Origin of the sequence: Photobacterium obscurum (genome assembly GCF_026191635.1) — a bacterium.
In the GTDB taxonomy this organism is placed as follows: Bacteria; Pseudomonadota; Gammaproteobacteria; order Enterobacterales; family Vibrionaceae; genus Photobacterium; species Photobacterium obscurum.
In genome coordinates, this window is record NZ_JAKRRW010000003.1 from 413,846 (window position 1) to 437,606 (window position 23,761).

Sequence of the window (23,761 nt, forward strand, 5' to 3'; positions counted from 1 at the left end):
ATTTTACGACATGTCGAGAAAAAAATGATGTCGGAAGGGTATTTTCTTTTTTCTGTTCGATGTCTCAGCCTTGTCACTGAGCCGTGTCTATACTGTTTTTGCAATGAACGCTATGAATAACCGTTAGCGATAACAATATGTTAGCGCTAATCATCGAACGCAATATCATGCCCTATGTCAGGATAGATGTCGTTTAGCCTGATATTCACTAAATGGAGTTTGTTATGAGTGTACTAGTAGGTCGTCCGGCCCCAGATTTTACTGCTGCGGCAGTGCTTGGTAATGGTGAAATTGTTGAACAGTTTAATTTGAAGCAGCAAATTCAGGGGAAGGCGGCAGTTATTTTCTTCTACCCGTTAGATTTTACTTTCGTTTGTCCATCCGAACTGATTGCTTTTGACAAGCGTTTTGCTGACTTCCAGGCTAAAGGGGTGGAAGTGATCGGTGTCTCTATCGATTCTCAGTTCTCTCATAACGCATGGCGTAATACGGCGGTTGAAGATGGCGGTATTGGCCCGGTTAAGTATCCGTTAGTTGCTGATACCAAACATGAAATCTGCCAGGCCTATGATGTTGAGCACCCCGAAGCGGGGGTGGCATTCCGTGGTTCGTTCCTGATTGACAAAGAAGGGATGGTTCGCCATCAGGTGGTCAACGATCTGCCGCTGGGCCGTAATATCGATGAGATGCTACGAATGGTCGACGCGCTGCAGTTCCATGAAAAGAACGGTGAAGTGTGCCCGGCGCAGTGGGAAAAAGGTAAAGAGGGGATGGATGCCTCACCAGAAGGAGTGGCTAAGTATCTGTCTGAGCATACCAATGATTTATAATTAATTCATAAAGTGTTAGATAAAAGAAAGGCTAGCCGCGAGGCTAGCCTTTTTCTTTAAGGCATGGTGTTTAACTTATGGTCTAGCATCGATAATATTTTGGCTATTGTCCACCGCCAAAGTTGTACCATCACTATTTAGCAGTGAAGGGATCTGTGTTTGCATTTCAGCAGTGACAGGCAGGCTTTCAGTTGGATCCAGCAATGAGCTATGCTCGCCTTCATTAAACAGAACCGCATTTCGAACTGTGACACCAGATACATCTTCAGTGACTGGCGCCAGGCTCATTGTCTTCAGCAGCGGTAGCGTGCCGCCAAATGGAGAGTATGGTTTAGCAATCTCTGTGCCTTCAACGGTTGCCCCCGGGATTAATTGATTCGGGATTGTCTTATCGCCTTTCACCTGAGCTAGATATACAGGAAGCGTTGTATTAACCAGTGTTGAGTGGTTAATCGGATCAACAGTATCGAGAACACTTTGCGCGGCGTAAGCAAACTGAGAGAATAAATCGTACGTTGCTTTTAACTGCGCGGTTGATAGCGGATCACCTGCATCAATCAGGCTATCTTCATAGCTGATATAACATGCCGCAGGATTGGCTATTGCGTTGTCCTTGCAATAAGAACGGAATAGATCCCCGATTTTGAGTGGTGCATCCTCTTCATCTGTGTAGCCACCAATAACGCCACTTTTCACGAAGTCACCAAAGCTTTCAGATTCCAACAGTAGATATGGAATACCGGCACCAGGGTTTGCGAGGCCAAATTTATTGATATTAAAGAACGCCATATCAGCCTGAGTATCACCTACCGATTTATTGGCAAGATAACCTAGGTTAACCCCGGTCATTGCACCTAAAGAGTGGCCGACAAAGCCAACGCCTTCACTTGGTTTCAGTGTCATGAGTTTACCCAGTTGACCAATGGCTGCTGGGTCTTGTGAGGCAAGAGTTGCAAACACTTTACCGATACCAACGCGAAGGTTGACCAGGTCAATTGCACTTTGGCGGAGGTTATCCCTCGCCACAGGCAGGGCCGATAGGTTCAGGTACATTTCAGGTCTGCCATCATCCCCTGTTGCGCTGCCGACTCCCTCAATGCCGCGAGTACCGTGCAGAGGGTGATCAATCGCAAATACAGCATGGCACTCTGTACCAATGATTTGATCAGCAAGGGTTGTTACCTTAATTGACTCTTTGGAGCTGGTAATACCATGCTGGTAGATTGAAACCGTATTGCTGTTTGGTGCTGCACACTTCGCAGCCGATGGTAAAATCAGCGTGTACTCAACTTCTTGAACGGATTTTAATTTCGGTACCGGGCTGTAACGGGTAATCGTCCGCTCTGGGTCTAACTGAGAGCCGTCGGCAAGGGTAAGGGTGGCTCCCGTGAGTGCCGAGAGCACTTTCACCTGGGTTTCTGGGTTAGTCGAGACTTCAGCAAGGTCGTCCGTGGTGATACCCAAAGCGCCCAATTGTTGCGCAATAGTGGCTTTATCGGCATCGCTACCATTAGACAGAGCATCTGAAATTTTGGCCAAGCTCGGCATACCACTTTGCCATGGCGTGACAGAGAATTTGGTTGGGGCAACTTCCAGGAAGTAAGGTAAGTTAACGGTACCTGTGTAGATATTATTGCCACCCAGCGTCTTGGGTTGGTCTTCGTCTGCTTCAGGTGGTACCAGAGTAAATAACGAACTTAGTTGCTCTTCAGTAACAGAATCACTGATGGCAGATCCTTTCCATACATCATTAGCCCCTTTGGCCAAGGCTAATGCTGTAGCTGATTTCGCTGCATAGAGTACGTCGCCCACAGAAGCGGTAGTAAACCAACTTGAGAAGATGATGCTGTCAGCATCGACCCCTGCCGTGTCGAGCTCTTTCTCTGTTGCGTGAACAACGACCTGAGCTGGAATCAGTGCGTCTGAAGGTGGCTTCGCTGTCGCCTTCAAGGTGGCATAAGAGCCAGTCATCCCCACACTGTTTCCTTTAACATCTTTCAACTCGTCAGTAATGGCAAACATATAGTTACTGGCGGGCTTCAATGGCTTCAGCAGGACAACGGTAAGTGTTGTACCTGACACGCTAAACGTAAAGTCGCCGTTAGCTGCGGTTAATGGTTTAGGGATGATTGTCGGTGTTCCGGCTGTCGGATCATTGGATTCTATTAAATAGAATCCGTCAGTAGCTGTGTTCTCATCCAGATCATTACCCGTGAATTCAATGATGAAGGGCTGGGTTGTACTCCAACCATCGGTTTTACCCATCGCAACGGCTGGATCTGATATATCGTTATAACCTTCGTCTCCGGTGACCCCGTCAGATTTCAATGTCCCGTCTGTTGAGTCCATCGCAAGAAACGTTGGTGAAACAATAACTGGATTAGTTGGATCAGAAATCAGGTCAAACTTGATTTTTGTCTCGGCTTTTAAACTTTTCTCGATCCCAGGATCAATTGTAGGGTTACCGGTTAGTTCGCTTTCGTTACCACAACCGTACAGACCAATGCTTGATGCAATCAGTACTGCTAATAAATTCTTTTTCATAGTAAATTCCTATCTTTCAAATCAGTTGCATGCCCGAGGGGCTACCAAGTTTTAAAATTTGTAATTGATTTGTGCGGCGCTGATAATTGCACCCCCAGAAGATGTGAAAGAGTTTCCATCTTCATCGAAGGTGGTTTCTTTACCGTCTAGATAGGTAAAGCCAAGGTCGATTGATATGTCTTGGCTGTGGGTATAGGTTGCCCCTGCCGAGTACCAGTAACGGTCAGTATCAGGAATACTTAGGGTTGATTTACCCGCTTGTTCATCGAAGGCAAAACCGGCTCGAAGAGTCCACTCAGGGCTTAGCGTGTAGGTCGCACCAATTGAGTAGCGGAAGTTATCGTCATAATCTTCTTCTTTCAGTAGACAAACGCCCGCATTACCTTCATAGCCTGGGTTACACTCGTTACTGGTCGCACGTAGTTCTTCAAACTTGCTGTACTGGATCCACTGCACACTATAGTGAACAGCCCATTGTTTATTAAGGGCGTGATAGCCAGAAAATTCAGCAATAGCTGGTAAGACAACATCGAGCTCACCGGTGACTACGTTAACTGAGCCTGGTGTTCCGGTAATTGAGCCTGAGTAGTCAGTAAAATCACCTTCAAAATCCAGGTCAACCTGTGAACGGTAGCTCAGACCAAAACGGTGATCTTCATTGATTTCATAGAGGGCACCAAGGTTCCAGCCCCAGCCGAAAGTATCCCCTTCCATCCTGATGGTTTTGTCGCTTGGGTTGCCCCCAGCATTAGCCCATGAGCCATAATAACGCTCCAACTCGGCATCGCCGTAAACCAGGCTAAAGCCACCACCAATGCTGAAATGATCATTAATGCGATAAGCAAAGTTCGGATTTACATTAAAAGTGATCAGTGATGTCATCCCGGCTGCAGAGCCGTTGTTAAAATCTGCTGGGTACTCGGTTGCGACACCATAACTGGAAAACAGTGCCAGTCCGGCCGAGAAACGCTCATTGATGGGATGAATGTAGTAACCTGCTGGCACGAAGGCTAGAGGTGCAACATCTTTTGCGGTTTGACCTATATCATTGTTCTCACTGTTAAAGTCATTGTCTTTAACATCAATAGATGGGTCGACAATGCTTAACCCAAGAGAAAGCTCGGCTGTTTTGAAACGGGTCATTGCAGCGGGGTTACGGGCAAGCACGGATGCATTATCTGCAATTGCGGCTTCACCGGCGAACGCTCTACCTAAGCCAGACGCAGAATGTTCGTTTACCTGATAGCCGGCTGCATTGGCATTAATTGACATTAATGCGGCGGCAACGGCAATGGCGGTTAGTGTTATTTTTTTGGACATTATTATTCTTGCCTCTCTGATTTTGCTTCTTGTTCTTCATTCCATGAAGGAAAAACATCTAAATGTAATACCGCTTCATTAAAGTTCAGAGAAATCAGGTTCTATGCTTAACGCGTTCAGAACAAGGCATGTTGTTCAGGCATGGTGACTTTTGCGGTTATACCACGTGATGATTATGCAGGCGCGAGCAGTCTTCCATAGAATCAATCTGAAACAATATGAAACAGCAATACGCAGTATAAGGATGAAAAACAAAAATGTTAAGCCGTTGTAACACATTGTTTTTGTTGCATATGCTCAATTGAACGCTATTTAATTAAATCGTGTTTAAAACGAACGTTTAAAATAAAATGGGCGTTTAGAAACATAGTTCTAAAAGCCCGGCAGTGCTGGGCTCATAGGAGGTCTGATGAGTTTTGCGTGTTTAATTTTTAAGACACTTTGATATTTTCTGTTTGAGGTAAAAAAAGCGGCTTGCTACCCAATTTTTCCATTTGTTAACGATCTCACAAAATAAATAAATTGGGTGTTTAGGAACATAGCTCTAAAAGCCCAGCAGTGCTGGGCTGTAAGGTGGTCCGATGAGTTGTTATTGTTTTAATTTTGAGACTCTACACTTTCTTCGGTTTGAGGTTCAAAAAGAGGCCACCCCCCTAACTCTTTCCATTTGTTAACAATTTTGCAAAATAATTCAGCGGTTCTTTCTGTGTCATAGAGGGCTGAATGGGCTTCTTTGTTATCAAACGGAATACCTGCCGTGCTACAGGCCTTTGCCAGAACGGTTTGCCCGAAAGCCAAGCCACTGAGTGCCGCGGTGTCGAAAGTTGCAAACGGATGGAAAGGATTGCGTTTTAGTTTGGCGCGTTCTGAAGCTGCCATTACAAAGCTGTGGTCAAAGTTAGCGTTGTGGGCAACCATGATTGCGCGTGAGCAGCCCGCGGCTTTTTGCTCTTTACGTATTTGTTTGTAGATTTCTTTCAGTGCGGTTTCTTCAGAAATAGCACCTCGAAGCGGACTAAACGGGTCGCGGATACCGTTAAATTCTAATGCTTCTTTGTGAATCACCGCCCCTTCAAAAGGCGTAACATGAAAATGGATCGTGGTGGCAGGTTTCAACCAGCCATCTTCATCCATCTGCAGGGTGACTGCACAGATCTCGAGCAGGGCATCGGTCTTGGCATTAAAGCCGGCTGTTTCAACATCAATGACGACGGGAAAGTAGCCGCGAAAGCGACTTTTTAAGGTGTTTAGTTCGTTATCTTGGCTCATAACACTGCGGTTGAGAAAAATGAAGAGGGCATTATGTCAGATTCATAACTGGAGCTAAACCTTAATTAGGTGACTAAAGATTTTTCTGCAGGATCCGATACAATAGTCAGCAAACGCGATTGGGCTGGTTAGAAGATTATGGGCAAAACAACAACATCATTATGCTTGACGGCGTCGTTGCTGATGGCTGCAACGGTAAGCAGTTCGGCGATGGCCAGTAAGCAATATGTGGCCACACCAGCACAATCAAGCTGGAAAGTCGCGGTTGATACTCCCTTGGAGTGCCGGATGCTCCATACCATCCCTAATTATGGCGAAGCGCAGTTTATCTCTCGGGCCAGCAAGAAAATTAATCTTGATTTTGAGTTGAAGATGCGCCGCCCGATGGGGGAGACCCGCAATGTTAACCTCGTGTCGATGCCCCCTCGTTGGATGCCCGGCGAGGCTGCCGAGCCTATTACCAAAATTACTTTCTTCAAGCAGTTTGATGGTTATATCGGCGGACAGATGGCCTGGACCATGCTTACCGAGCTTGAGAGCGGGCGCTATCCGACGTTTAGCTATCAGGACTGGCAGCATCGTAATAAGCTGATTGAAGTCGGGTTATCGGCGGTTTCTTTCCAGGCTCCGTATCAGCAATTTAGCCAGTGTTTGGACAATTTGTTGCCATATAGCTTCGAGGATATTGCCTTTACAATCCTTCATTATGATCAAGACAGTGACGAGCTGAATAAAGCATCACGTCACCGTTTGTCCCAGATTTCAGATTTCGTTCGCTATAGTGATGATGTCGACTTGGTGCTGGTTGCAACCTATACCGACTCAACGGGTGGGAAGAATGTGAATCAGGCGTTGTCAGAGCGTCGCGCGAAGAAACTGGAAGAGTATTTCATGGCGATGGGGCTGCCGAAAAATCGGATCCAGGTAGAGGCCTACGGTAAGCGCCGTCCAATTGCCGATAATTCAACACCAATCGGGCGTAACCAGAACCGACGGGTGGTTATCTCCCTTGGTAGGACAATTATTTAAGTAGGGTTATCGTTAAAGCGATCATCTTGAGGCCGTTTGAGTATAGATAGAAGCGGGAGCCATGGCTCTCGCTTCTTAGTCTTGAGCTGGCTCTAATGTAATCGGAACTTGGCGATGAGTTCACACTGGTTGCTGACATTGATATGCTCGACCTGACGGGCAACGGTTGGGTTGGGGTGACGTTTTAAAAACTCAATTAAAGCCGATTTGCAACATCCCAGCGTATCAATAAATGCATCACACTCTTTATGGGAGCATTGAGGGATCAAAGTCATTATCTGCTCTGATGCGAGTTGTAAGTATTTCAGTTCATATTCATTATCACCGGCCCGCCGCCAGAAAGCCGCAAGGTTATGACATGAAGTCACTTTTATTGTCAGCAAGTCCTCCAGTTCCTCACGGGTACCTCGCACAGGCTCTAACTGTTGAGATTCAGCTAAAGCCAGTTGGTAATGAATAACAGACATCATCGGTTTGTTGTTGTCTTCTGCTTCTGTTGCCAGCAAGGTATGTCGTTCCCAGCGTGATACGTCCATGATTTTTCCTTACAGTCGCTGTAGTGCCTCGACGAAATGTAACTCTACTTGCTGCCAGTCGACCACATGCCACCAGGCTTCGATGTAATCGGGGCGTTTATTTTGGTAGCTGAGGTAGTAGGCATGTTCCCACACATCAAGAGCCAGAATGGGTTCACCGCGATGCTCTACGACATCCATTAATGGGTTGTCCTGGTTGGCGGTGGTTGTTATTTCCAGGCGGCCGTCACTGACCGACAACCACGTAAATCCCGCTCCGAAGTGGTTGGCTGCGGCCTCTGAAAAAGCGGTTTTAAAGTGCTCAAAACTCCCAAAGTGGCAGTTTATGGCCTCTGCGAGTAGACCGCTAGGCTGCCCGCCGCCGTTGGGTGACATGCATTGCCAGTAAAGGTTGTGGTTGAAGAAACCACCACCGTGGTTTCTGACCGCAGAGGAATGCTGAGACACTGAGGCAAAAATGTCGTGCAAGGATTGCTGTTCTAGTTCGGTGTTGATGATGGCAGTCATAAACTTGTCGAAATAGGCTTTGTGATGCCGACTGTAGTGAATTTCCATTGTTTTGGCGTCAATATAAGGTTCAAGTGCGGTATAGAAATAGGGTAATTCAGGTAATGTGAATGGCATGAACGTACTCTCTTGGTTTTTTATTTATTCTAATGAGAATTATTATCATTATCAACCATGGGTTTTGTAGTGCTACTCTGTTGTCTTAATTGTGATACTGAATTATTGCTTAGAAGATCTAAATTGAGAGAGGAACCTCGAGGTTTACTCTAAAGAAGGCTGTGGCAATGAATAGAATTTTATTGGTATTAATGTTTGGTGTTAGCTCTGCATTTGCAGATGATTCGATTGTTAGTAGCGAGGCTTCTCAAGTTGAAAGAGAATTAGCCAGTGAGGTAGCAGCAAAGCAGATTACCAAGGCTCAAGCTGATGAGATGGAACTTAACCGGGCTGATACTTATGAGGTCACCAGTACTGTGAGTGTCGAAAATTTGGAGCAGCTTATTGCTGAGAAGCTGCAAGACAGTGTGATGCCTTTTTATTCAATTGAATTTAACGACCCGAACAAAGACAATGAGTATCGCGCGACGGTTGTTGAGTACTTTGGTAAAGTCGAATAGATATGGGTGCCCAAATAAGAAGCCCGATAGTACGGGCTTTTATCTGTGGGTAGCTCAATTAATTACGTTGTATTAGCTCAATTTTGTAGCCATCAGGATCGGTGACGAAGGCAATATGAGTCGAGCCGCCTTTGACTGGTCCCGGTTCGCGGGTCACGTTACCACCTGCGGCCTTAATTGTTTCACAGGTGGCATAGATATCTTCAACGCCAATGGCGATGTGGCCAAAAGCATCACCCATATCATATTCCGTGGTTCCCCAGTTGTAGGTCAGCTCAATCACCGCTCCTGTGGATTCATCGCCGTAGCCGACAAAGGCCAGGGTATATTTATAGGCTTCGTTGTCATGCTTGCGAAGTAGCTGCATACCCATAATGTCGGTATAGAATTGAATTGATCGATCAAGGTCACCCACGCGTAGCATGGTATGTAGGATGCGTCCGTTTGCCATAGTCTCTCCAGGTAAGGTTGGGGTTAACGGTAGAATAACTCGCTTAATCTAGAACTGAAAATTATCATTTATAATCGTTTTGATAATAACCTGTTGGTGGTTTAGGTCACAAAAAAGGCCACCGATGTCGGTGGCCTTGGATAGTATTTTATTCGTCTGGGTACACTTTTTCTTTGAATTCGCAAAGATCCTCGATTATGCAGCTACCACAGCGGGGCTTGCGAGCAACGCAGGTATAGCGACCATGTAAGATCAGCCAGTGGTGGACATCGACCTTAAATTCCTTGGGCACCACTTTCAGCAGTTTTTCTTCTACCTGATCAACGTTTTTACCCATAGCAAACTTTGTGCGGTTGGATACGCGGAAAATATGGGTATCAACGGCGATTGTCGGCCAGCCAAATGCCGTGTTAAGTACAACATTTGCGGTTTTTCGGCCAACGCCGGGTAGGGCTTCCAGGGCTGCGCGGTCTTCCGGAATTTCACCACCATGTTTTTCCAGCAGGATTTTACAGGTCTTGATTACGTTTTCTGCTTTGGAGTTAAACAGGCCAATTGTCTTGATATATTCTTTTACCCCATCAACACCCAAGTCGAATATTGCCTGTGGTGTATTGGCAACAGGGTAGAGCTTATCGGTAGCCTTATTGACACTGACATCTGTTGCCTGGGCCGAGAGCAGTACCGCGATGAGCAGTTCGAAAGGCGAGCTCCAGTTTAGCTCTGTTTCCGGGTGGGGATTTTCTGCCCGTAGGCGTTCAAGGATCTGAACGCGTTTTTCATTGTTCATATTTACTTCCTAACGCAATTCTTGGCTGATACCGCAGTTAGCCGCCACTCTGGTAACAGGTTGAGCGTCCTGTTAATTGACGAGCTAACTGCTGCTTATTATTTTGTTGTTAACTGGCCGATGTCACCCGAGCACGTTCAATAGCTGGTTTGGATTCTGCATCAGCAATTTTCTGTTCACGTTTCTTATCGATAACGTTTTTCAGTGCGATGATGAAGCCGACACCAATGAAAGCGCCTGGCGGTAACATCGCCAGCAAGAAGTTACTGTCGAAACTAAATAATTCAATACGTAGCGAGGCTGCCCATTCGCCCAGTAGACGGTCAGCTCCATCGAACAGGGTACCGTTACCAAGGATTTCTCGCATTGCGCCCAGTACGACAAGGGCAGAAGTCATACCTAGCCCCATCCATAACCCGTCCAATACCGCAGGGATCGGATCGTTTTTGGAAGCAAAGGATTCGGCACGACCAATGATAATACAGTTGGTAACAATCAAGGGAATAAAGATCCCCAGAGATTGATACAATCCGTAGGTAAATGCATTCATCAGCAGCTGGACACAGGTTACCAGTGCAGCAATGATCATCACGAAAACGGGAATACGTACTTCCGAAGGAACCCACTGGCGAACCAAAGAGATGATCAGATTGGAGCTGACCAGGACTGCAGTCGTTGCCAGTCCAAGGCCAAGGGCATTGGTGACGGTTGCCGATACGGCTAGTAGAGGGCATAGCCCCAGTAGCTGGACGATGGCTGGGTTGTTATTCCACAGGCCATTTTTCATCAGTTCTTTATTCATGCTCATGAGTTGCCCTGACAATTCAGAGGTTGATTAAACAGTTCCTGCTGGTGGCGCTGGTAGTACAGCGATACATTTTTTACCGCTCCGACTACTGCCCGAGGGGTGATCGTAGCCCCAGTAAACTGGTCGAAATTTCCGCCATCTTTACGTACAGCCCAGCTGGCATCCTTCTCCCCTTGGAGCTTTTTGCCGGTAAAGCTGTAGATCCAGTCGGTGATCCGAGTTTCAACTTTATCACCGAGCCCCGGAGTTTCATTGTGGCTGAGCACGCGTACGCCGGTCACAACCCCTGTGGTATCGAGGCCTACTATAAGTTTAATTGCCCCGTTATAACCGTCAGGCGCAATCGCCTCAATAGCCACACCTGATATTTTGCCCTCTTTTTCTGCTAGATAGGCAGGCATTGCCGCAGGTGTACCTAAATACTGTTCGTTGGTGATCAGCGTACAGCTTTTATATAGCTCGTTATCATGGCTTTCTGCCGGGATAACTTGGTTAAGTACCTTGAGCAGTTCTTTTTGTTGCTGTTCCTGGATCCTGTTCTCAGTTAGCAGGTGGGTGACTGAAACTAGGCTTGTCGCCAACAGTGCGAATACAGCCAGCACACCACCATTTTTTTTCATTGCATTTAGCATGGTTGTTCCTATGAATGGCCGTATGTACGTGGGCGTGTGTAGTAGTCAATGAGTGGGACACACATGTTTGCCAGCAAGACACTGAATGCAACCCCATCAGGGAATCCGCCCCAGGTACGGATAAGGTAGACTAAAAGGCCAATCAACCCGCCAAAAATAAGGCGGCCTTTGACGGTAGTTGATGCCGAAACAGGATCGGTCGCGATAAAAAATGCGCCGAGCATCGTCGCGCCCGAAAACAGGTGGATGATCGGAGATGCGGTGCCATCAGGATTGAACAGGAAAGCGACTGTGCTAATAACAAATAACGAACCGAGCATCCCTGCAGGGATCTGCCACTGGATTATCCGCATTTTCAGCATCACCAGCCCCCCAAGCAGGAAACCGATGTTTATCCACTCCCAACCGACACCGGCAATGACACCGAAGATAGGGTTAGTGAGTGTTTCTGTTGTGGTATGGCCGGTTGTCAGTGATGTTTTTAGCGTATCAAGTGGAGTGGCCATGGTGACGCCATCGACCGACATACGTAGCTGGTGGACACTGAAGCCATCTTGAGTAAAGCCGGTAAAGACAGCATATAGACTGTCGAGCAGCGAAACTGGTTCCGCCGTCAGTGATGATGGCGGAAGCCAGGTCGTCATCTGTACCGGGAATGAAATCAGCAACACAACATAAGCAACCATTGCCGGGTTGAACAGGTTTTGCCCAAGGCCGCCGTATAAGTGCTTGGCAATGATAATCGCAAATACCACACCAATTACGGTGATCCACCAAGGGGCTAATGGCGGTATAGAAATTCCTAGCAGAACACCGGTAAGAAGGGCACTGTTATCGCGAAGATATGGGAGAGCCGGGCGGCGACGTAATTTTAGGATTGCTGCTTCTGAAGCGATAGCCACAACAGAGGCAAGCAGAACCTGAATAAGAACACCCCAGCCAAAAAAGAACCACTGAGCGGCAATACCCAGGGTCGAGCAGACAATCACAGTCCGCATTATGTCGCTGGTGCTACGGCGGCTATGTGTATGGGGTGAACTGGCAATATTAAAAGCCACGGTTAGTTTTCCTCGTTATTCTGTTGTGCATCTTTTGCGGCTTGTTGCGCAGCTTTGCGAGCCTTTGCACGGGCAACGGCTGCGGCGACAGCGGCTTTCTTAGGATCGACGGCTTCTTCGGTTACCGCTTCGGTATCCTCTTTAGCTACAGGCTCCTCAGATTGCTCCTGTTCCTTTTCTGCCTGTTGTGCTGCCTTGCGGGCTTTTGCACGGGCAACGGCTGCGGCGACAGCAGCTTTCTTCGGATCGACGGCTTCTTCGGTTACCGTTTCGGTATCCGTCTTAGCTACTGGCTCCGCAGATTGCTCCTGTTCCTTTTCTGCCTGCTGTGCTGCCTTGCGGGCTTTAGCGCGGGCAACGGCTGCGGCGACAGCGGCTTTCTTCGGATCGACGGCTTTTTCGGTTACCGCTTTGGTATCCGCTTTAGCGACAGGCTCCGTAGATTGCTCCTGTTCCTTTTCTGTTTGCTGTGCTGCCTTGCGGGCTTTGGCGCGGGCAATTGCTGCAGCGACGGCGGCCTTTTTCGGATTGTCAGCAGATTTGTCTGTGGCCTCTTGGCTTTCAGCTGCCGCTGGTTCCGCCTTGCGGGCTTTGGCACGGGCAATTGCTGCAGCGACGGCGGCTTTTTTCGGATCGTCAGCTGGCTTGTCTGTGGTTTCTTGGCTTTCAGCTGTTGAAGGTCCAGCCTGCTGCGCTGCCTTGCGGGCTTTGGCACGGGCAATTGCTGCAGCGACGGCGGCCTTTTTTGGATCGTCAGCTGGCTTGTCTGTAGTTTCTTGGCTTTCAGCTGTTGAAGGTTCAGCCTGTTGTGCCGCCCTGCGGGCTTTGGCACGGGCAATAGCTGCAGCAACCGCATCTTTTTTCGCATCGCCTGAACTCGTTTGCTCTGAAGTTTCTGCAGAGTTTTCAGCTAGCTTGGCGGCTTTGCGTTCACGAGCCTGGCGTTTACGCTCTTCTCGAAGCTTGGCCATTTCTGAGTTGTCTGGCACTGCATCAGTTGACGCTTCGGATTGGGCAGCAGCCTGTTTTGCTTTCGCTCGTGCTATTGCGGCGGCAACGGCAGGCTTCTTATCGGCACTTGTACTGGCGGCTGCTTGTTTTGCTTTAACGCGGGCGATAGCGGCAGCAACGGCATCATCGCCACCTGCAGATGAGGCCATTTCTTTGCGCCGATCGTCGGCTGCTTTTTTGAAGCGGTTTTCTCGCTCGGCTTTGTCACGCTCAAGACGGGCTTTTTTCGCATCAAAGCGCTGTTTGGCGCGTTCTGCATTGATCTCGTCTTGTCTGCGGCTACGAATTTCTGCTTTGGCCTGACGGTAGTATTGAACTAGCGGGATCTCGCTTGGGCAGACATAGGCACAAGCACCGCATTCAATACAGTCAAACAGGTTGTACTCTTCGCATTTGCTATAGTCTTGATCTTTGGCATACCACTGTAGCTGTTGCGGCAGTAATGATACTGGGCAGGCTTCAGCACATGACGTACAACGAATGCAGGACATTTCATGGTTGGTCGGTGAAATCTCTTTACGCGTTGGAGCCAGAATACAGTTGGCAATTTTGGTGATCGGAATATCACAATGAGGTAGGGTAAAGCCCATCATAGGCCCCCCCATAATGACGCGAGGTAGCTTTTTATCCGCTTTATAACCGAATCGTTCTAGTAGGAAATTAACTGGCGTTCCCAATAGTGCCCAGGTATTGCCTGGTTGTTTGAACGTTCTGCCGGTTACGGTAACTACACGCTGGATCAGTGGTTCACCGTCAATTACAGCACGTTTGATTGCATGGGTGGTACCGATATTGTGCATCATAATGCCAATATCTGCAGGGATCCCGTTGGCTGGAACTTCTTTACCTGTTAGTACCTTTATTAACTGCTTTTCACCACCTGATGGGTACTTGGTGGGAATGGCACGGATAATAATGCCGTCTTGTTCAGAGACACAGCGTTGCAAAGCATCAATGGCTTCTGGCTTGTTATCTTCAATACCAATAACAGTTAGCTTAGGCGCGAGGATATGATTTAGGATGCGGACTCCTTCAATCACTTCATGGGCAAAGTCCTGCATTAAACGGTCATCGGCGGTGATATAAGGCTCACACTCCGCGGCATTGATAATAAGGATTTCAGTTTTACCTAAGCCGCTTTGTAATTTTCGTCCGGTAGGGAAGCCTGCACCACCCATACCGGATATCCCATTTAGGCGAATATGATCAATAAGATCAGCTGGATCGGCCTCTTGATAGTCAGCAACTGCATTTTTCTCGCTCCACAGATCTTCCCCGTCTGTTTCCAGAATAATGCAAAGGTCTGCTAGACCTGATGGGTGAGCAATTGTACGAGGTTCAATCGCCTTGATGGTACCGGATGTCGGAGCATGTACAGGGACACACATAGGCACATCGGCATGGGTAAGTATTTGGCCTTTTTTGACTTTATCACCGACTGAAACCTGCACATCGCCGACAGCACCAATATGTTGTTTGAGTGGCAGTATGAGTTCACTCGGGATCTTGGCTTCGGCGATTTCAGAGTGACTGGACAGTTTTTTCTGTTCAGGCGGGTGGATACCACCCGGGAAGTCCCACAGCTGGCCTTGTTTTATTTGTTCGATTATAGACAGCATGGTTACTCTACCTTGTTGGCTCTTGCATCTGTTGGAAGGTTAACGACAGGGATATGATCTAAATTCCATCGCCAGCTTTCCGGTGTCATTTCTACCGGAACCATTTCGATACAGTCGGTCGGGCAAGGTGCCACGCAGAGGTCACAGCCGGTGCATTCGTCTTTGATAACGGTATGCAATGCTTTTGTACCGCCGACAATGGCATCAACAGGGCAGGCCTGAATACACTTGGTACAGCCGATACACATATCTTCATGAATGAAAGCGACTTTTTTCAAGCGTTTCTCTTCATCATGGGCTGAGTCCTGAACTTCAACACCCATTAGATCCGCCAGTTTCTCAATGGTCGCCTGACCACCAGGAGGGCACTTATTGATATCATCGCCGTTCGCGATAGCTTCAGCATAGGGACGACAGCCGGGGTAACCACATTGGCCACATTGCGTTTGGGGCAAAATGGCATCAATTTGTTCGACAATTGGATCCGCTTCAACTTTGAAGCGAATAGAGGCAAAGCCAAGAACAAGGCCAAAAATCGCGGCTAGGATTGCGATTGCAATGACTGCAATTAAAATTCCGCTCATTTTACAGTTTCACCAATCCAGTAAAGCCCATAAAGGCGAGAGACATAAGGCCTGCGGTGATCATTGCAATGGACGCTCCCTTGAAAGGCTCGGGAACATCGGCCGCGGCAATGCGTTCACGCATCGAGGCAAACAGCACCAGAACCAACGAAAATCCGACAGCAGCACCAAAGCCATAGATCACCGATTCAATAAAGTTATGGCGCTCATTAATATTGAGAAGCGCAACACCAAGAACGGCACAGTTTGTGGTGATAAGAGGCAGGAAGATGCCCAGCAGACGATAAAGAGTCGGGCTGGTTTTGTGCACCACCATCTCGGTAAATTGAACCACGACAGCAATCACAAGTATGAAGCTGAGAGTTCTTAAGTATTGAATGCCAAGAGGTACGAGGATATATGCTTCAACAAGGTAAGCACACACCGAGGCCAGAGTCAGTACAAACGTTGTTGCCAGACCCATACCAATTGCTGTTTCCAGTTTTTTAGACACGCCCATAAACGGACACAGGCCTAAAAATTTTACCAGTACAAAGTTGTTAACCAACACTGTACCTACGAGTAGTAGTAGGTATTCAGTCATACCATCTTAATTATAATTGCTAGAGATCTACATATTATCTTCCTTTGCACAAGCTATAACAACTCCTCTATTGCAGGGTTTTTCAAGATTGCTGATTTTTCCATCAGTTATTGTCTCTATATAGGTAAATGAAAGTGCTGCTAGGTGTCTTAGACGCCGATTATTACTTGCATTTATTGACTGAAGCTTGGTGTACGGCTTGCTCAATCCTGAAGCACCAAATAACGTTGTTGAGTTTATGTTTGGCAATTGTGGCTGCTTTTTGTTGCTAGGTGTTTCTGAATGTAATTGTGTTGTTTCTATTCCTTTATTGATGCGCTGCGCTTTAGTGATATTCGTTGCATAAGTAAGTTTGGCTTGGTTATTAATGTGGTCATTGTGCGCAAAATCAAAAATATTTCACTAATGCTTGGGCAGTATTGCCGAGTAATTTTTTGGAGATTTTTGATTTTATGGAATATATATTCACTCTTGCTGTGGTTGGCCTCGTCGCTTACTCAATGTTAAAAAAGTTCAACCCGCAAGCAACGCTAATTACGGCTGGTTTGCTATTACTTGCCTTCGCTCAACTCACCGATATTTCTCCCGTACTAGCCGATGGTAAAACACATGGGGCGCTATTTTTTGATTTATGGCAACGCTTCACGGAAATAACCAATAGCCGGCTAGGCAAGGTTGGTTTGACACTGGTTTCTATTGCTGGTGTCTCAACGTACCTCAATCATATTGGTGCCTCGCAAGCGCTTGTTCGTTCAACTTCTCGCCCGGTCATGGCGGTGAAAAGCCCGTATGTGTTACTGGCGTTGGTTCTCGTCTTCGTATCAATCATGTATGTGTTTATAACCGGCGCAACTTCACTGTCTCTATTGTTGATGGGGACTTTGTACCCGGTACTGCGAAATGCCGGTGTTAGCGCCAAAACAGCTGTTGCCACGATTGTTATTCCTACGGCGTGGGAGTACGGACCTGGGCAAATTAATGCTGTAATTGGTGCGAATGCTATCAATGTTGAAATTATGGATTTCGTGGTTAATCACCAGACCATTTTCCAAGTGCTCTTGCTGGCGATCATTCCTTTCGCAAATATTGCATGGCAACGTTACTGCGATAAAAAAGAAGGATACGATCCGACTCAAGACCGCGGAAAATATCTGGAAACATTAGAGCAACAGCATGACGAGAATGACAAGGTTCCGGGTTTCTATGCTCTTTTACCGGTGCTGCCATTTGTTTTCTTGTTTGGTTTCTCAAGCATGGTGATGGAGTCGATCACCATGACGATCCCAATTGCGATGATGTCGACCATCACTATTTGTATGGTGATAGAAGCAATCCGCTTCCGCTCTATTCAACGCTCTTTCGATAACTTTGAAGCCTGGCTAAAAGGGACGGGCATGATTTTCGCCAGTGTTCTAACGCTTATGATCGCAGCTGAATTTTTCTCTGCAGGTTTAAAAAATATCGGTGCGATAACAGCACTGATTGATACCGCCAAATCGTTTGACTTGGGGCCAAGCGGTATCGTGATCGTGTTTTCTGGTTTCATTTTGCTGACTGCATTTATTACTGGCTCTGGTAATGCCCCAGTCATGGCATTTATCCCAATCGTTCCGCAAATTGCGACCAACTTTGGTGTAAATCCATTGCTACCACTAGTGCCTATCTTGTTTGCGGCTGGTATAGGTCGAACTATGTCGCCAGTGGCCGGGGTGATCATTACCGTGTCTGGCATGGCGAATATCACGCCAATTGATGTGATTAAGCGAACATCGGTACCAATGATTAGCAGTATGCTGGTGGTATTGGTGATGGCTGTTATTAAATACTCGTAAGGATTTAAGATGGATATTTTAATGTTAAGCAACGGCAAAATTGCCGGCAATGAACATGTGATGGGTTTTGCGAGTGAAGCAATCATTGAGCAAGTCAAGCGGACGGGGGCAAAAAACTGGGTATTGATCCCGTATGCGGTTATTCGTTCAAGTCATGATGAGCGTGTGGCGATGGTGCAGAAGACTTTTGATTCGCTTGGCCTTGATTGCCAGGTAACAGGTCTGCATCAGGCTGATGACCCGGTTGCGGCCTTGAAAGCAGCTGATGGTATTTTGGTAAGTGGTGGTAATACTTGGGTATTGAACAAGACGTTGCATGATTTAGGTCTAGTAGGCCCAATTCGCAAAGCTGTGTTTGATTGTGGTGTTCCTTATATAGGTTGGAGTGCGGGAACTAATATCACGTGCCCAACTATCCGTACTACCAACGATATGCCAATTATTACCGGTGCTGTATTGCCTTCATTGAATTTGGTGCCATTCCAAATCAATCCACATTACTTAGAAGCAAAGGTCGAAGGTCATAATGGTGAGACCCGCGATGAACGTATTCAAGAGTTTCTGGAAGTAAACAAACACGAGCCAGTGATTGGTATTCCTGAAGGTACTTGGTTGCACCTGCATGATGGAAAACTGAGTTACCACAGTGCGAATGGCAAAGAGCTGAAGTTATTTAGCTATGGTAAAGAGCCTGTTTATTACTCAGCACAGCAAGATATTCAGTTTTTAATGGAGCATAGCTGCTAGATATAACAGGCAGACGCAACAGAGCGGCAGACTTCGGTCTGCCGTTTTTGATTGTGGCTAGGGTGGAATTAATATTTAGCATGCAAAACTGATTTCTAATATTGCGGTTAAAAATCACTTGATTTTGGCCAGCCCAGCGATTGCAAGGGGTTAGGTGACTTATCCACGGAAACTGTGGATAAGTATGTTGATGGATGTTTGGAAACGCATATTTAACACAAAGCTATCGCGAGATGGTTAAAACTTGAGCGTTTGAGGTGTGGAGGATAAATCGCTGTTATATAGCGGTATTGAAATATGACGCCAAATAGATATGAATCAATTAGAATAATTACTTTAGAGATAAACAGTAGCACATGAGCTTGTGAATTGATTTAAGTCAAAACTGGATAAGCTGTGGATGATCACTCTCAAAAATTATAATTGAAAGGAATTTTATCTTCTTGGGAAGGAATATCTTAAGCGGTGCTGAACAAAAGCAAGATTGTTCGTGGGCGGTGATGATACGCCTATGTCAAAATAGGGTCAATGCTTAGTTTTCATTTTTATTATCTATTTTTAGTTTGATTTCTTAGCTCGGGATAGAAAAAAGCCCAGACAAGGTTATCTGGGCTTCGCTATTGAGGGCTATATGTTACTCTGCAGCAACTTGACAGCCATTAGCACTTGCACTGTTCACGTAAACAACACCTGAAGGCGTGTAATCAGCTGCATTGATGTGTCCTTTCTCTTCAATGAAGCCTTTCAAAACATCGGCATCAACAAAACCGCTATCGACATATCCGTTTTCAGTTGTGTTGACTTTTGGATAACCGTCACCACCTGCAGCATTGAAGCTTGGAACAGTAAACGTGTACTCTGCGGATTCGTCAAAGTCCTGGCCGCCAATAGTATTGATGGTTACTTGACTAGCTGCACAGTCGACACTCATATCAATGCCAGCAAATTGGGCATAGGCACCAGAACCCACCTGCATGGTTGCAACAGTATTTAGGTACTCAACAACGTTTGCACCCGGCATAGTCACGCTGGTCACCATATTGCCAAATGGTTGTACAAGCAGTACGTCATTGTAGGTGATTTCGTAGTTATCGATGCCATCTTTGTTGATAGAATCACGGACACCGCCCGAGTTCATGACAGCGAAGGAAGCTTTTGCAATTTTGCTATGGTGTGCTGTAGCAATTAGCGTACCCAGGTTGGTTTGCTGAGAACGTACAACAGCGCGGTCGCCTTCTAATTTACCGTTACCAGTTGCGATTACACCATTAAGTGCTTCTTCGCCTTTCTTCTGGTAGTACTCAAGTAGGGCGTATAGATCTTCGTCTTTTTTGATTTCTTCGCCGATTAAGACGCGTTCGCCGTCTTCATTTTTTTCTTTCAAGTTAACAGGGATCAGCTCGTAGTTTGTTAGCTTAACTTCTTCGCCTGTCACTTCAAAATCAGCTCGGCCTACATACTTGCCCCACTCATGGGCTTGCATGATGTAGGTGCCATTTTGCTTGTCAGGGGTACATTCGTCACCTGGTGTGAACTCAGCGTAATCAGTCGTACCAGGTTCCATACAAACTGGATTCTGCGAGTGGCCACCAATAATGGCATCTAGCGCACCTGCCTCCAGTGCATTTGCTAGGGCAACATCACCAGGTGCGTTACTTCCGAAGACACCATTTTCGTAATGACCCATGTGGGTGGTTGCCAAAATGATGTCAGGCTTTTCAGAAGCTTCCAGCTCAGCAATAACTTTTTTGGCTTCTGCTTTTGGATCGCGGAATTCTAAGTCAGATGTATATTCAGGGTTACCAATTTTCGCTGTGTCTTCAGTGGTTAAACCGATAACGGCAACCTTCAGGCCATTAACATCAAAAATTTTGTATGCATCAAAAAGGCGCTCGTTTTTGTCCTTCAGGTAAATATTGGCTGATAGCATTGGGAATTCGGCTAGATTCTTTTGCATCTCCAGAATGTCACGAGGGTTATCAAACTCGTGGTTACCGACAGCCATTGCATCATATTCAATGTGGTTCATACCGATAAAGTCTGGCACGGCATCTTGTAAATCTGACGCAGGAACACCGGTATTGATGTCACCACCAGATAGCAGTAGTACTTCACCGCCATCGGCTTCAACTTTCTCGCGAAGCTGATTGATCAGCGTCTTACGAGCAGCCATACCATACTCGCCATATTTGTTGTGCCAGAATCGGCCATGGTTATCATTGGTATGAAGCACTGTAAATTTGACTGTTTCAACAGGGTCAACCGGATCTGTCTTCGCATCATTGCTATCGCTTGAATTACAGCCTACCAACGCAGCCAAGATAGCGGCGCTAATGGTACTCTTCAGTAGTCTTTTTTTATTGATATTATTCATTTTTGGGAATCCCTTTTCCTAAGGTGTAGAGCATCCCCCGATCCGGTTATGGACAGGCTTATCAGGAGATACGTATGGCGCTTAACTTAGCGCAAATTAGCTTTCACTCAATTCGATAAAATGTTGAATGTGCGAGAGATCACTGGAATCTTGTAAACTTGTTGCAATAAGAAAGGATTTATCAAATTACCAACGCAAAAAGTAAAAATAGCCAATTAAATTAAGAGATTATTCCATTTCTGTGAGCTATAGGGGTTGAATTAGAGTAAATATTCAAAATCCGAATGGGACTTCGCTTGTTTTATTGTTAAGAGGTATTTAGTGGGCAAGTCACTATATATCTATAGGAGAAATGTTAGCCAGGCAACCAGAATTATTGACATAGTAATTAGCCGTAGCAAAATGTCTTTTAGTCGTTTGTTTTCCTATCTGGATTTTGTATATGAGCAAAACGTTCAATTTATCATCTCGCTTTTCTCCGTCTGGCGATCAGCCGACTGCTATCAAACAGTTGTTGGAGGGGCTAGATGCCGGCCTTGCTCATCAAACGTTGTTGGGGGTAACCGGATCGGGTAAAACCTTTACTGTTGCCAATGTTATTGCCGAGGCCAACCGTCCGACATTGATTTTGGCACCTAACAAAACATTGGCAGCCCAATTGTATGGGGAAATGAAGGAATTCTTCCCTGATAATGCTGTCGAGTACTTTGTTTCGTACTATGACTACTATCAGCCTGAAGCCTATGTACCGACAACCGATACGTTTATCGAGAAAGATGCGTCAGTAAACGCGCATATTGAACAGATGCGATTATCAGCGACTAAGGCGTTGATGGAGCGGCGTGACGTTATCATTATTGCTTCGGTTTCGGCGATTTATGGCCTTGGTGATCCCGACTCTTACCTTAAAATGATGTTGCATGTGCGCCGTGGCGATATGCTGGATCAGCGCGATATTCTGCGACGTTTGGCTGAACTGCAATATACCCGAAATGATGTCGCCTTTGAGCGAGGGACATTCCGTGTTCGTGGGGAGGTGATTGATATTTTTCCGGCTGAATCAGAGAAAGATGCCGTACGTATCGAGCTGTTTGATGATGAAGTTGATTGTATTAGTGCTTTTGACCCTCTGACGGGGGCCGTTCTCCAGCGTGATTTACCTCGATGTACTATCTATCCCAAAACCCACTATGTGACCCCGCGAGAACGTGTTCTTGAAGCGGTAGAAAAGATCAAGGTTGAGCTTGAAGCTCGCAAGAAGCAGCTCATGGAAAACAATAAGTTAGTTGAAGAGCAACGTATTTCGCAGCGAACGCAATTTGATATCGAAATGATGAATGAACTTGGTTTCTGTTCTGGTATCGAAAACTATTCCCGTTATCTCAGTGGCCGTGCTGAGGGCGAGCCGCCTCCGACATTGTTTGATTACTTGCCGGCAGATGGTCTGCTAATCATTGATGAATCCCATGTCACAGTATCGCAGATAGGGGCGATGTACCGAGGGGACCGCTCGCGTAAGGAAAATCTGGTGGACTATGGTTTCCGATTACCATCAGCGTTGGATAATCGGCCTCTCAAATTTGAAGAATTTGAATCACTGGCTCCGCAAACCTTGTATGTTTCCGCAACGCCCGGCAAGTATGAGATCGAGCAATCCGGAGGTGAAATTGCCGAGCAGGTTGTTCGTCCAACTGGCTTGCTTGATCCGCAGATCGAAGTTCGTCCGGTGGCGACTCAGGTTGATGACTTACTCTCTGAAATTCGTATTCGCGAAGCGAAAGGTGAACGAGTTTTGGTAACCACTCTAACCAAGCGAATGGCCGAAGACTTGACCGAGTATCTTGATGAGCATGGCGTAAGAGTGCGATACCTGCATTCAGATATCGATACAGTGGAGCGAGTTGAGATCATTCGCGACTTACGTCTTGGTGAATTTGATGTTCTTGTCGGGATCAACCTGCTACGAGAAGGCCTCGATATGCCGGAGGTGTCTTTGGTCGCGATTTTGGACGCGGATAAGGAAGGTTTCTTACGTTCTGAACGTTCACTGATCCAGACAATTGGCCGGGCGGCTCGAAATCTGGAAGGGCGTGCCATTTTATATGCTGACAAGATCACGGGATCAATGGAGCGGGCGATGAATGAAACCAGTCGACGCCGTGAAAAGCAGCAAGCCTATAATGAAAAACGCGGTATTGTGCCACAGGCATTGAATAAAGCCGTGTCAGATATTCTGGAATTAGGCCAACCGGGTAAACGCAAGACCAACAAGGCAGCCCAACTTCATAAGGTTGCCGAGCAAAAAGGGACATACATGACAATGTCGCCGCAGCAGCTGGAGAGTGAGATTCAGCAGCTGGAGTCGGATATGTACGATTTAGCGCAGAACCTTGAGTTCGAGAAAGCGGCTGAAATACGTGACAGGATCCATACGATGCGTGAACAGTTTATTGTGAATAGTTGAGGCGGAAGTTCTGCTTCCATGGGAGGAAGTTGAGGTTCTGGGGGAGTAAAGAAAAAGCTTGCTCGAGACTTAAGTTTGGAGCCCCCTGCCTTGCAGGACCACAGGACCACAGGACCACAGGACCACAGGACCACAGGACCACAGGACCACAGGACC

Annotated in this window: 20 protein-coding genes; 6 read left to right on the plus strand and 14 right to left on the minus strand. The window is 46.7% G+C overall.

Going from position 1 to position 23,761, the window contains the following annotated elements; translation table 11 throughout:
* Positions 1–224: 224 nt before the first annotated feature.
* Positions 225–830, plus strand: coding sequence for a peroxiredoxin C (locus tag MD588_RS05995; RefSeq protein WP_265696065.1), 606 nt, complete (start codon positions 225–227; stop codon positions 828–830).
* Positions 831–905: 75 nt separating this feature from the next.
* On the opposite strand, the gene MD588_RS06000 is transcribed toward MD588_RS05995, so the two are convergent.
* From MD588_RS06000 to rnt, 3 genes are all read right to left on the minus strand, one after another.
* Positions 906–3,374, minus strand: coding sequence for a VolA/Pla-1 family phospholipase (locus tag MD588_RS06000; RefSeq protein WP_265696067.1), 2,469 nt, complete (start codon positions 3,372–3,374; stop codon positions 906–908).
* A 51-nt stretch (positions 3,375–3,425) separates the two neighbouring features.
* Positions 3,426–4,694: an outer membrane protein transport protein gene (locus tag MD588_RS06005; RefSeq protein WP_265696069.1), complete on the minus strand. Its 1,269-nt coding sequence runs from the start codon at positions 4,692–4,694 to the stop codon at positions 3,426–3,428.
* A 597-nt stretch (positions 4,695–5,291) separates the two neighbouring features.
* Entirely contained in the window at positions 5,292–5,963 is a 672-nt protein-coding gene (gene rnt, locus MD588_RS06010; protein ID WP_265696071.1) for a ribonuclease T, read from the minus strand.
* A 138-nt stretch (positions 5,964–6,101) separates the two neighbouring features.
* Between rnt and motY the strand changes: the two genes are divergently transcribed.
* Positions 6,102–6,992 (plus strand): flagellar protein MotY, encoded by an 891-nt coding sequence (motY, locus tag MD588_RS06015; RefSeq protein WP_407676545.1) that lies wholly within the window; start codon positions 6,102–6,104, stop codon positions 6,990–6,992.
* A gap of 92 nt (positions 6,993–7,084) precedes the next feature.
* Here the strand turns inward: motY and MD588_RS06020 are convergent, their stop codons facing one another.
* On the minus strand, positions 7,085–7,528 hold the full coding sequence (locus tag MD588_RS06020) for a DUF2753 domain-containing protein (protein ID WP_265696073.1): 444 nt from the start codon (positions 7,526–7,528) through the stop codon (positions 7,085–7,087).
* 9 nt (positions 7,529–7,537) lie between these two features.
* Entirely contained in the window at positions 7,538–8,152 is a 615-nt protein-coding gene (locus tag MD588_RS06025; protein WP_265696076.1) for a superoxide dismutase, read from the minus strand.
* Positions 8,153–8,319: 167 nt separating this feature from the next.
* On the opposite strand from MD588_RS06025, the gene MD588_RS06030 reads away from it, so the two are divergent.
* Positions 8,320–8,652, plus strand: coding sequence for a hypothetical protein (locus MD588_RS06030; RefSeq protein WP_265696077.1), 333 nt, complete (start codon positions 8,320–8,322; stop codon positions 8,650–8,652).
* A gap of 58 nt (positions 8,653–8,710) precedes the next feature.
* On the opposite strand, the gene gloA is transcribed toward MD588_RS06030, so the two are convergent.
* From gloA to rsxA, 8 genes are all read right to left on the minus strand, one after another.
* A complete protein-coding gene (gene gloA, locus MD588_RS06035; protein ID WP_265696078.1) occupies positions 8,711–9,103 on the minus strand; it encodes a lactoylglutathione lyase in 393 nt (130 codons plus the stop codon).
* A 148-nt stretch (positions 9,104–9,251) separates the two neighbouring features.
* On the minus strand, positions 9,252–9,893 hold the full coding sequence (gene nth / locus MD588_RS06040) for an endonuclease III (RefSeq protein ID WP_265696080.1): 642 nt from the start codon (positions 9,891–9,893) through the stop codon (positions 9,252–9,254).
* A gap of 109 nt (positions 9,894–10,002) precedes the next feature.
* Positions 10,003–10,701, minus strand: a complete 699-nt coding sequence (locus tag MD588_RS06045) for an electron transport complex subunit E (protein ID WP_265696081.1) — start codon at positions 10,699–10,701, stop codon at positions 10,003–10,005.
* Positions 10,698–11,333, minus strand: coding sequence for an electron transport complex subunit RsxG (gene rsxG / locus MD588_RS06050; RefSeq protein WP_265696082.1), 636 nt, complete (start codon positions 11,331–11,333; stop codon positions 10,698–10,700). Before rsxG ends, MD588_RS06045 begins: the two co-directional genes overlap by 4 nt.
* A gap of 8 nt (positions 11,334–11,341) precedes the next feature.
* A complete protein-coding gene (gene rsxD, locus MD588_RS06055) occupies positions 11,342–12,391 on the minus strand; it encodes an electron transport complex subunit RsxD (protein WP_265696083.1) in 1,050 nt (349 codons plus the stop codon).
* A gap of 2 nt (positions 12,392–12,393) precedes the next feature.
* Positions 12,394–15,021 (minus strand): electron transport complex subunit RsxC, encoded by a 2,628-nt coding sequence (gene rsxC / locus MD588_RS06060; RefSeq protein WP_265696084.1) that lies wholly within the window; start codon positions 15,019–15,021, stop codon positions 12,394–12,396.
* 2 nt (positions 15,022–15,023) lie between these two features.
* Positions 15,024–15,605: an electron transport complex subunit RsxB gene (rsxB, locus tag MD588_RS06065; protein ID WP_265696085.1), complete on the minus strand. Its 582-nt coding sequence runs from the start codon at positions 15,603–15,605 to the stop codon at positions 15,024–15,026.
* A 1-nt stretch (position 15,606) separates the two neighbouring features.
* Positions 15,607–16,188, minus strand: coding sequence for an electron transport complex subunit RsxA (gene rsxA / locus MD588_RS06070; protein WP_265696087.1), 582 nt, complete (start codon positions 16,186–16,188; stop codon positions 15,607–15,609).
* 452 nt (positions 16,189–16,640) lie between these two features.
* Between rsxA and dcuC the strand changes: the two genes are divergently transcribed.
* Together dcuC and pepE are read left to right on the plus strand one after the other, a co-directional pair.
* Positions 16,641–18,020: a C4-dicarboxylate transporter DcuC gene (gene dcuC / locus MD588_RS06075; RefSeq protein ID WP_265696088.1), complete on the plus strand. Its 1,380-nt coding sequence runs from the start codon at positions 16,641–16,643 to the stop codon at positions 18,018–18,020.
* Positions 18,021–18,029: 9 nt separating this feature from the next.
* Positions 18,030–18,767, plus strand: a complete 738-nt coding sequence (gene pepE / locus MD588_RS06080) for a dipeptidase PepE (RefSeq protein WP_265696089.1) — start codon at positions 18,030–18,032, stop codon at positions 18,765–18,767.
* Between the two features lie 634 nt (positions 18,768–19,401).
* Here the strand turns inward: pepE and ushA are convergent.
* On the minus strand, positions 19,402–21,141 hold the full coding sequence (gene ushA, locus MD588_RS06085) for a bifunctional UDP-sugar hydrolase/5'-nucleotidase UshA (protein ID WP_265696091.1): 1,740 nt from the start codon (positions 21,139–21,141) through the stop codon (positions 19,402–19,404).
* Positions 21,142–21,583: 442 nt separating this feature from the next.
* Between ushA and uvrB the strand changes: the two genes are divergently transcribed.
* Positions 21,584–23,605, plus strand: a complete 2,022-nt coding sequence (uvrB, locus tag MD588_RS06090) for an excinuclease ABC subunit UvrB (RefSeq protein WP_265696092.1) — start codon at positions 21,584–21,586, stop codon at positions 23,603–23,605.
* Positions 23,606–23,761 lie beyond the last annotated feature (156 nt).

Coding starts and splice junctions, on each gene's coding strand:
- MD588_RS05995 (WP_265696065.1), top strand. CDS start 225: ATGAGTGTACTAGTAGGTCGTCCGGCCCCAGATTTTACTGCTGCGGCA.
- MD588_RS06000 (WP_265696067.1), bottom strand. CDS start 3,374: ATGAAAAAGAATTTATTAGCAGTACTGATTGCATCAAGCATTGGTCTG.
- MD588_RS06005 (WP_265696069.1), bottom strand. CDS start 4,694: ATGTCCAAAAAAATAACACTAACCGCCATTGCCGTTGCCGCCGCATTA.
- rnt (WP_265696071.1), bottom strand. CDS start 5,963: ATGAGCCAAGATAACGAACTAAACACCTTAAAAAGTCGCTTTCGCGGC.
- motY (WP_407676545.1), top strand. CDS start 6,102: ATGGGCAAAACAACAACATCATTATGCTTGACGGCGTCGTTGCTGATG.
- MD588_RS06020 (WP_265696073.1), bottom strand. CDS start 7,528: ATGGACGTATCACGCTGGGAACGACATACCTTGCTGGCAACAGAAGCA.
- MD588_RS06025 (WP_265696076.1), bottom strand. CDS start 8,152: ATGCCATTCACATTACCTGAATTACCCTATTTCTATACCGCACTTGAA.
- MD588_RS06030 (WP_265696077.1), top strand. CDS start 8,320: ATGAATAGAATTTTATTGGTATTAATGTTTGGTGTTAGCTCTGCATTT.
- gloA (WP_265696078.1), bottom strand. CDS start 9,103: ATGGCAAACGGACGCATCCTACATACCATGCTACGCGTGGGTGACCTT.
- nth (WP_265696080.1), bottom strand. CDS start 9,893: ATGAACAATGAAAAACGCGTTCAGATCCTTGAACGCCTACGGGCAGAA.
- MD588_RS06045 (WP_265696081.1), bottom strand. CDS start 10,701: ATGAGCATGAATAAAGAACTGATGAAAAATGGCCTGTGGAATAACAAC.
- rsxG (WP_265696082.1), bottom strand. CDS start 11,333: ATGCTAAATGCAATGAAAAAAAATGGTGGTGTGCTGGCTGTATTCGCA.
- rsxC (WP_265696084.1), bottom strand. CDS start 15,021: ATGCTGTCTATAATCGAACAAATAAAACAAGGCCAGCTGTGGGACTTC.
- rsxB (WP_265696085.1), bottom strand. CDS start 15,605: ATGAGCGGAATTTTAATTGCAGTCATTGCAATCGCAATCCTAGCCGCG.
- rsxA (WP_265696087.1), bottom strand. CDS start 16,188: ATGACTGAATACCTACTACTACTCGTAGGTACAGTGTTGGTTAACAAC.
- dcuC (WP_265696088.1), top strand. CDS start 16,641: ATGGAATATATATTCACTCTTGCTGTGGTTGGCCTCGTCGCTTACTCA.
- pepE (WP_265696089.1), top strand. CDS start 18,030: ATGGATATTTTAATGTTAAGCAACGGCAAAATTGCCGGCAATGAACAT.
- ushA (WP_265696091.1), bottom strand. CDS start 21,141: ATGAATAATATCAATAAAAAAAGACTACTGAAGAGTACCATTAGCGCC.
- uvrB (WP_265696092.1), top strand. CDS start 21,584: ATGAGCAAAACGTTCAATTTATCATCTCGCTTTTCTCCGTCTGGCGAT.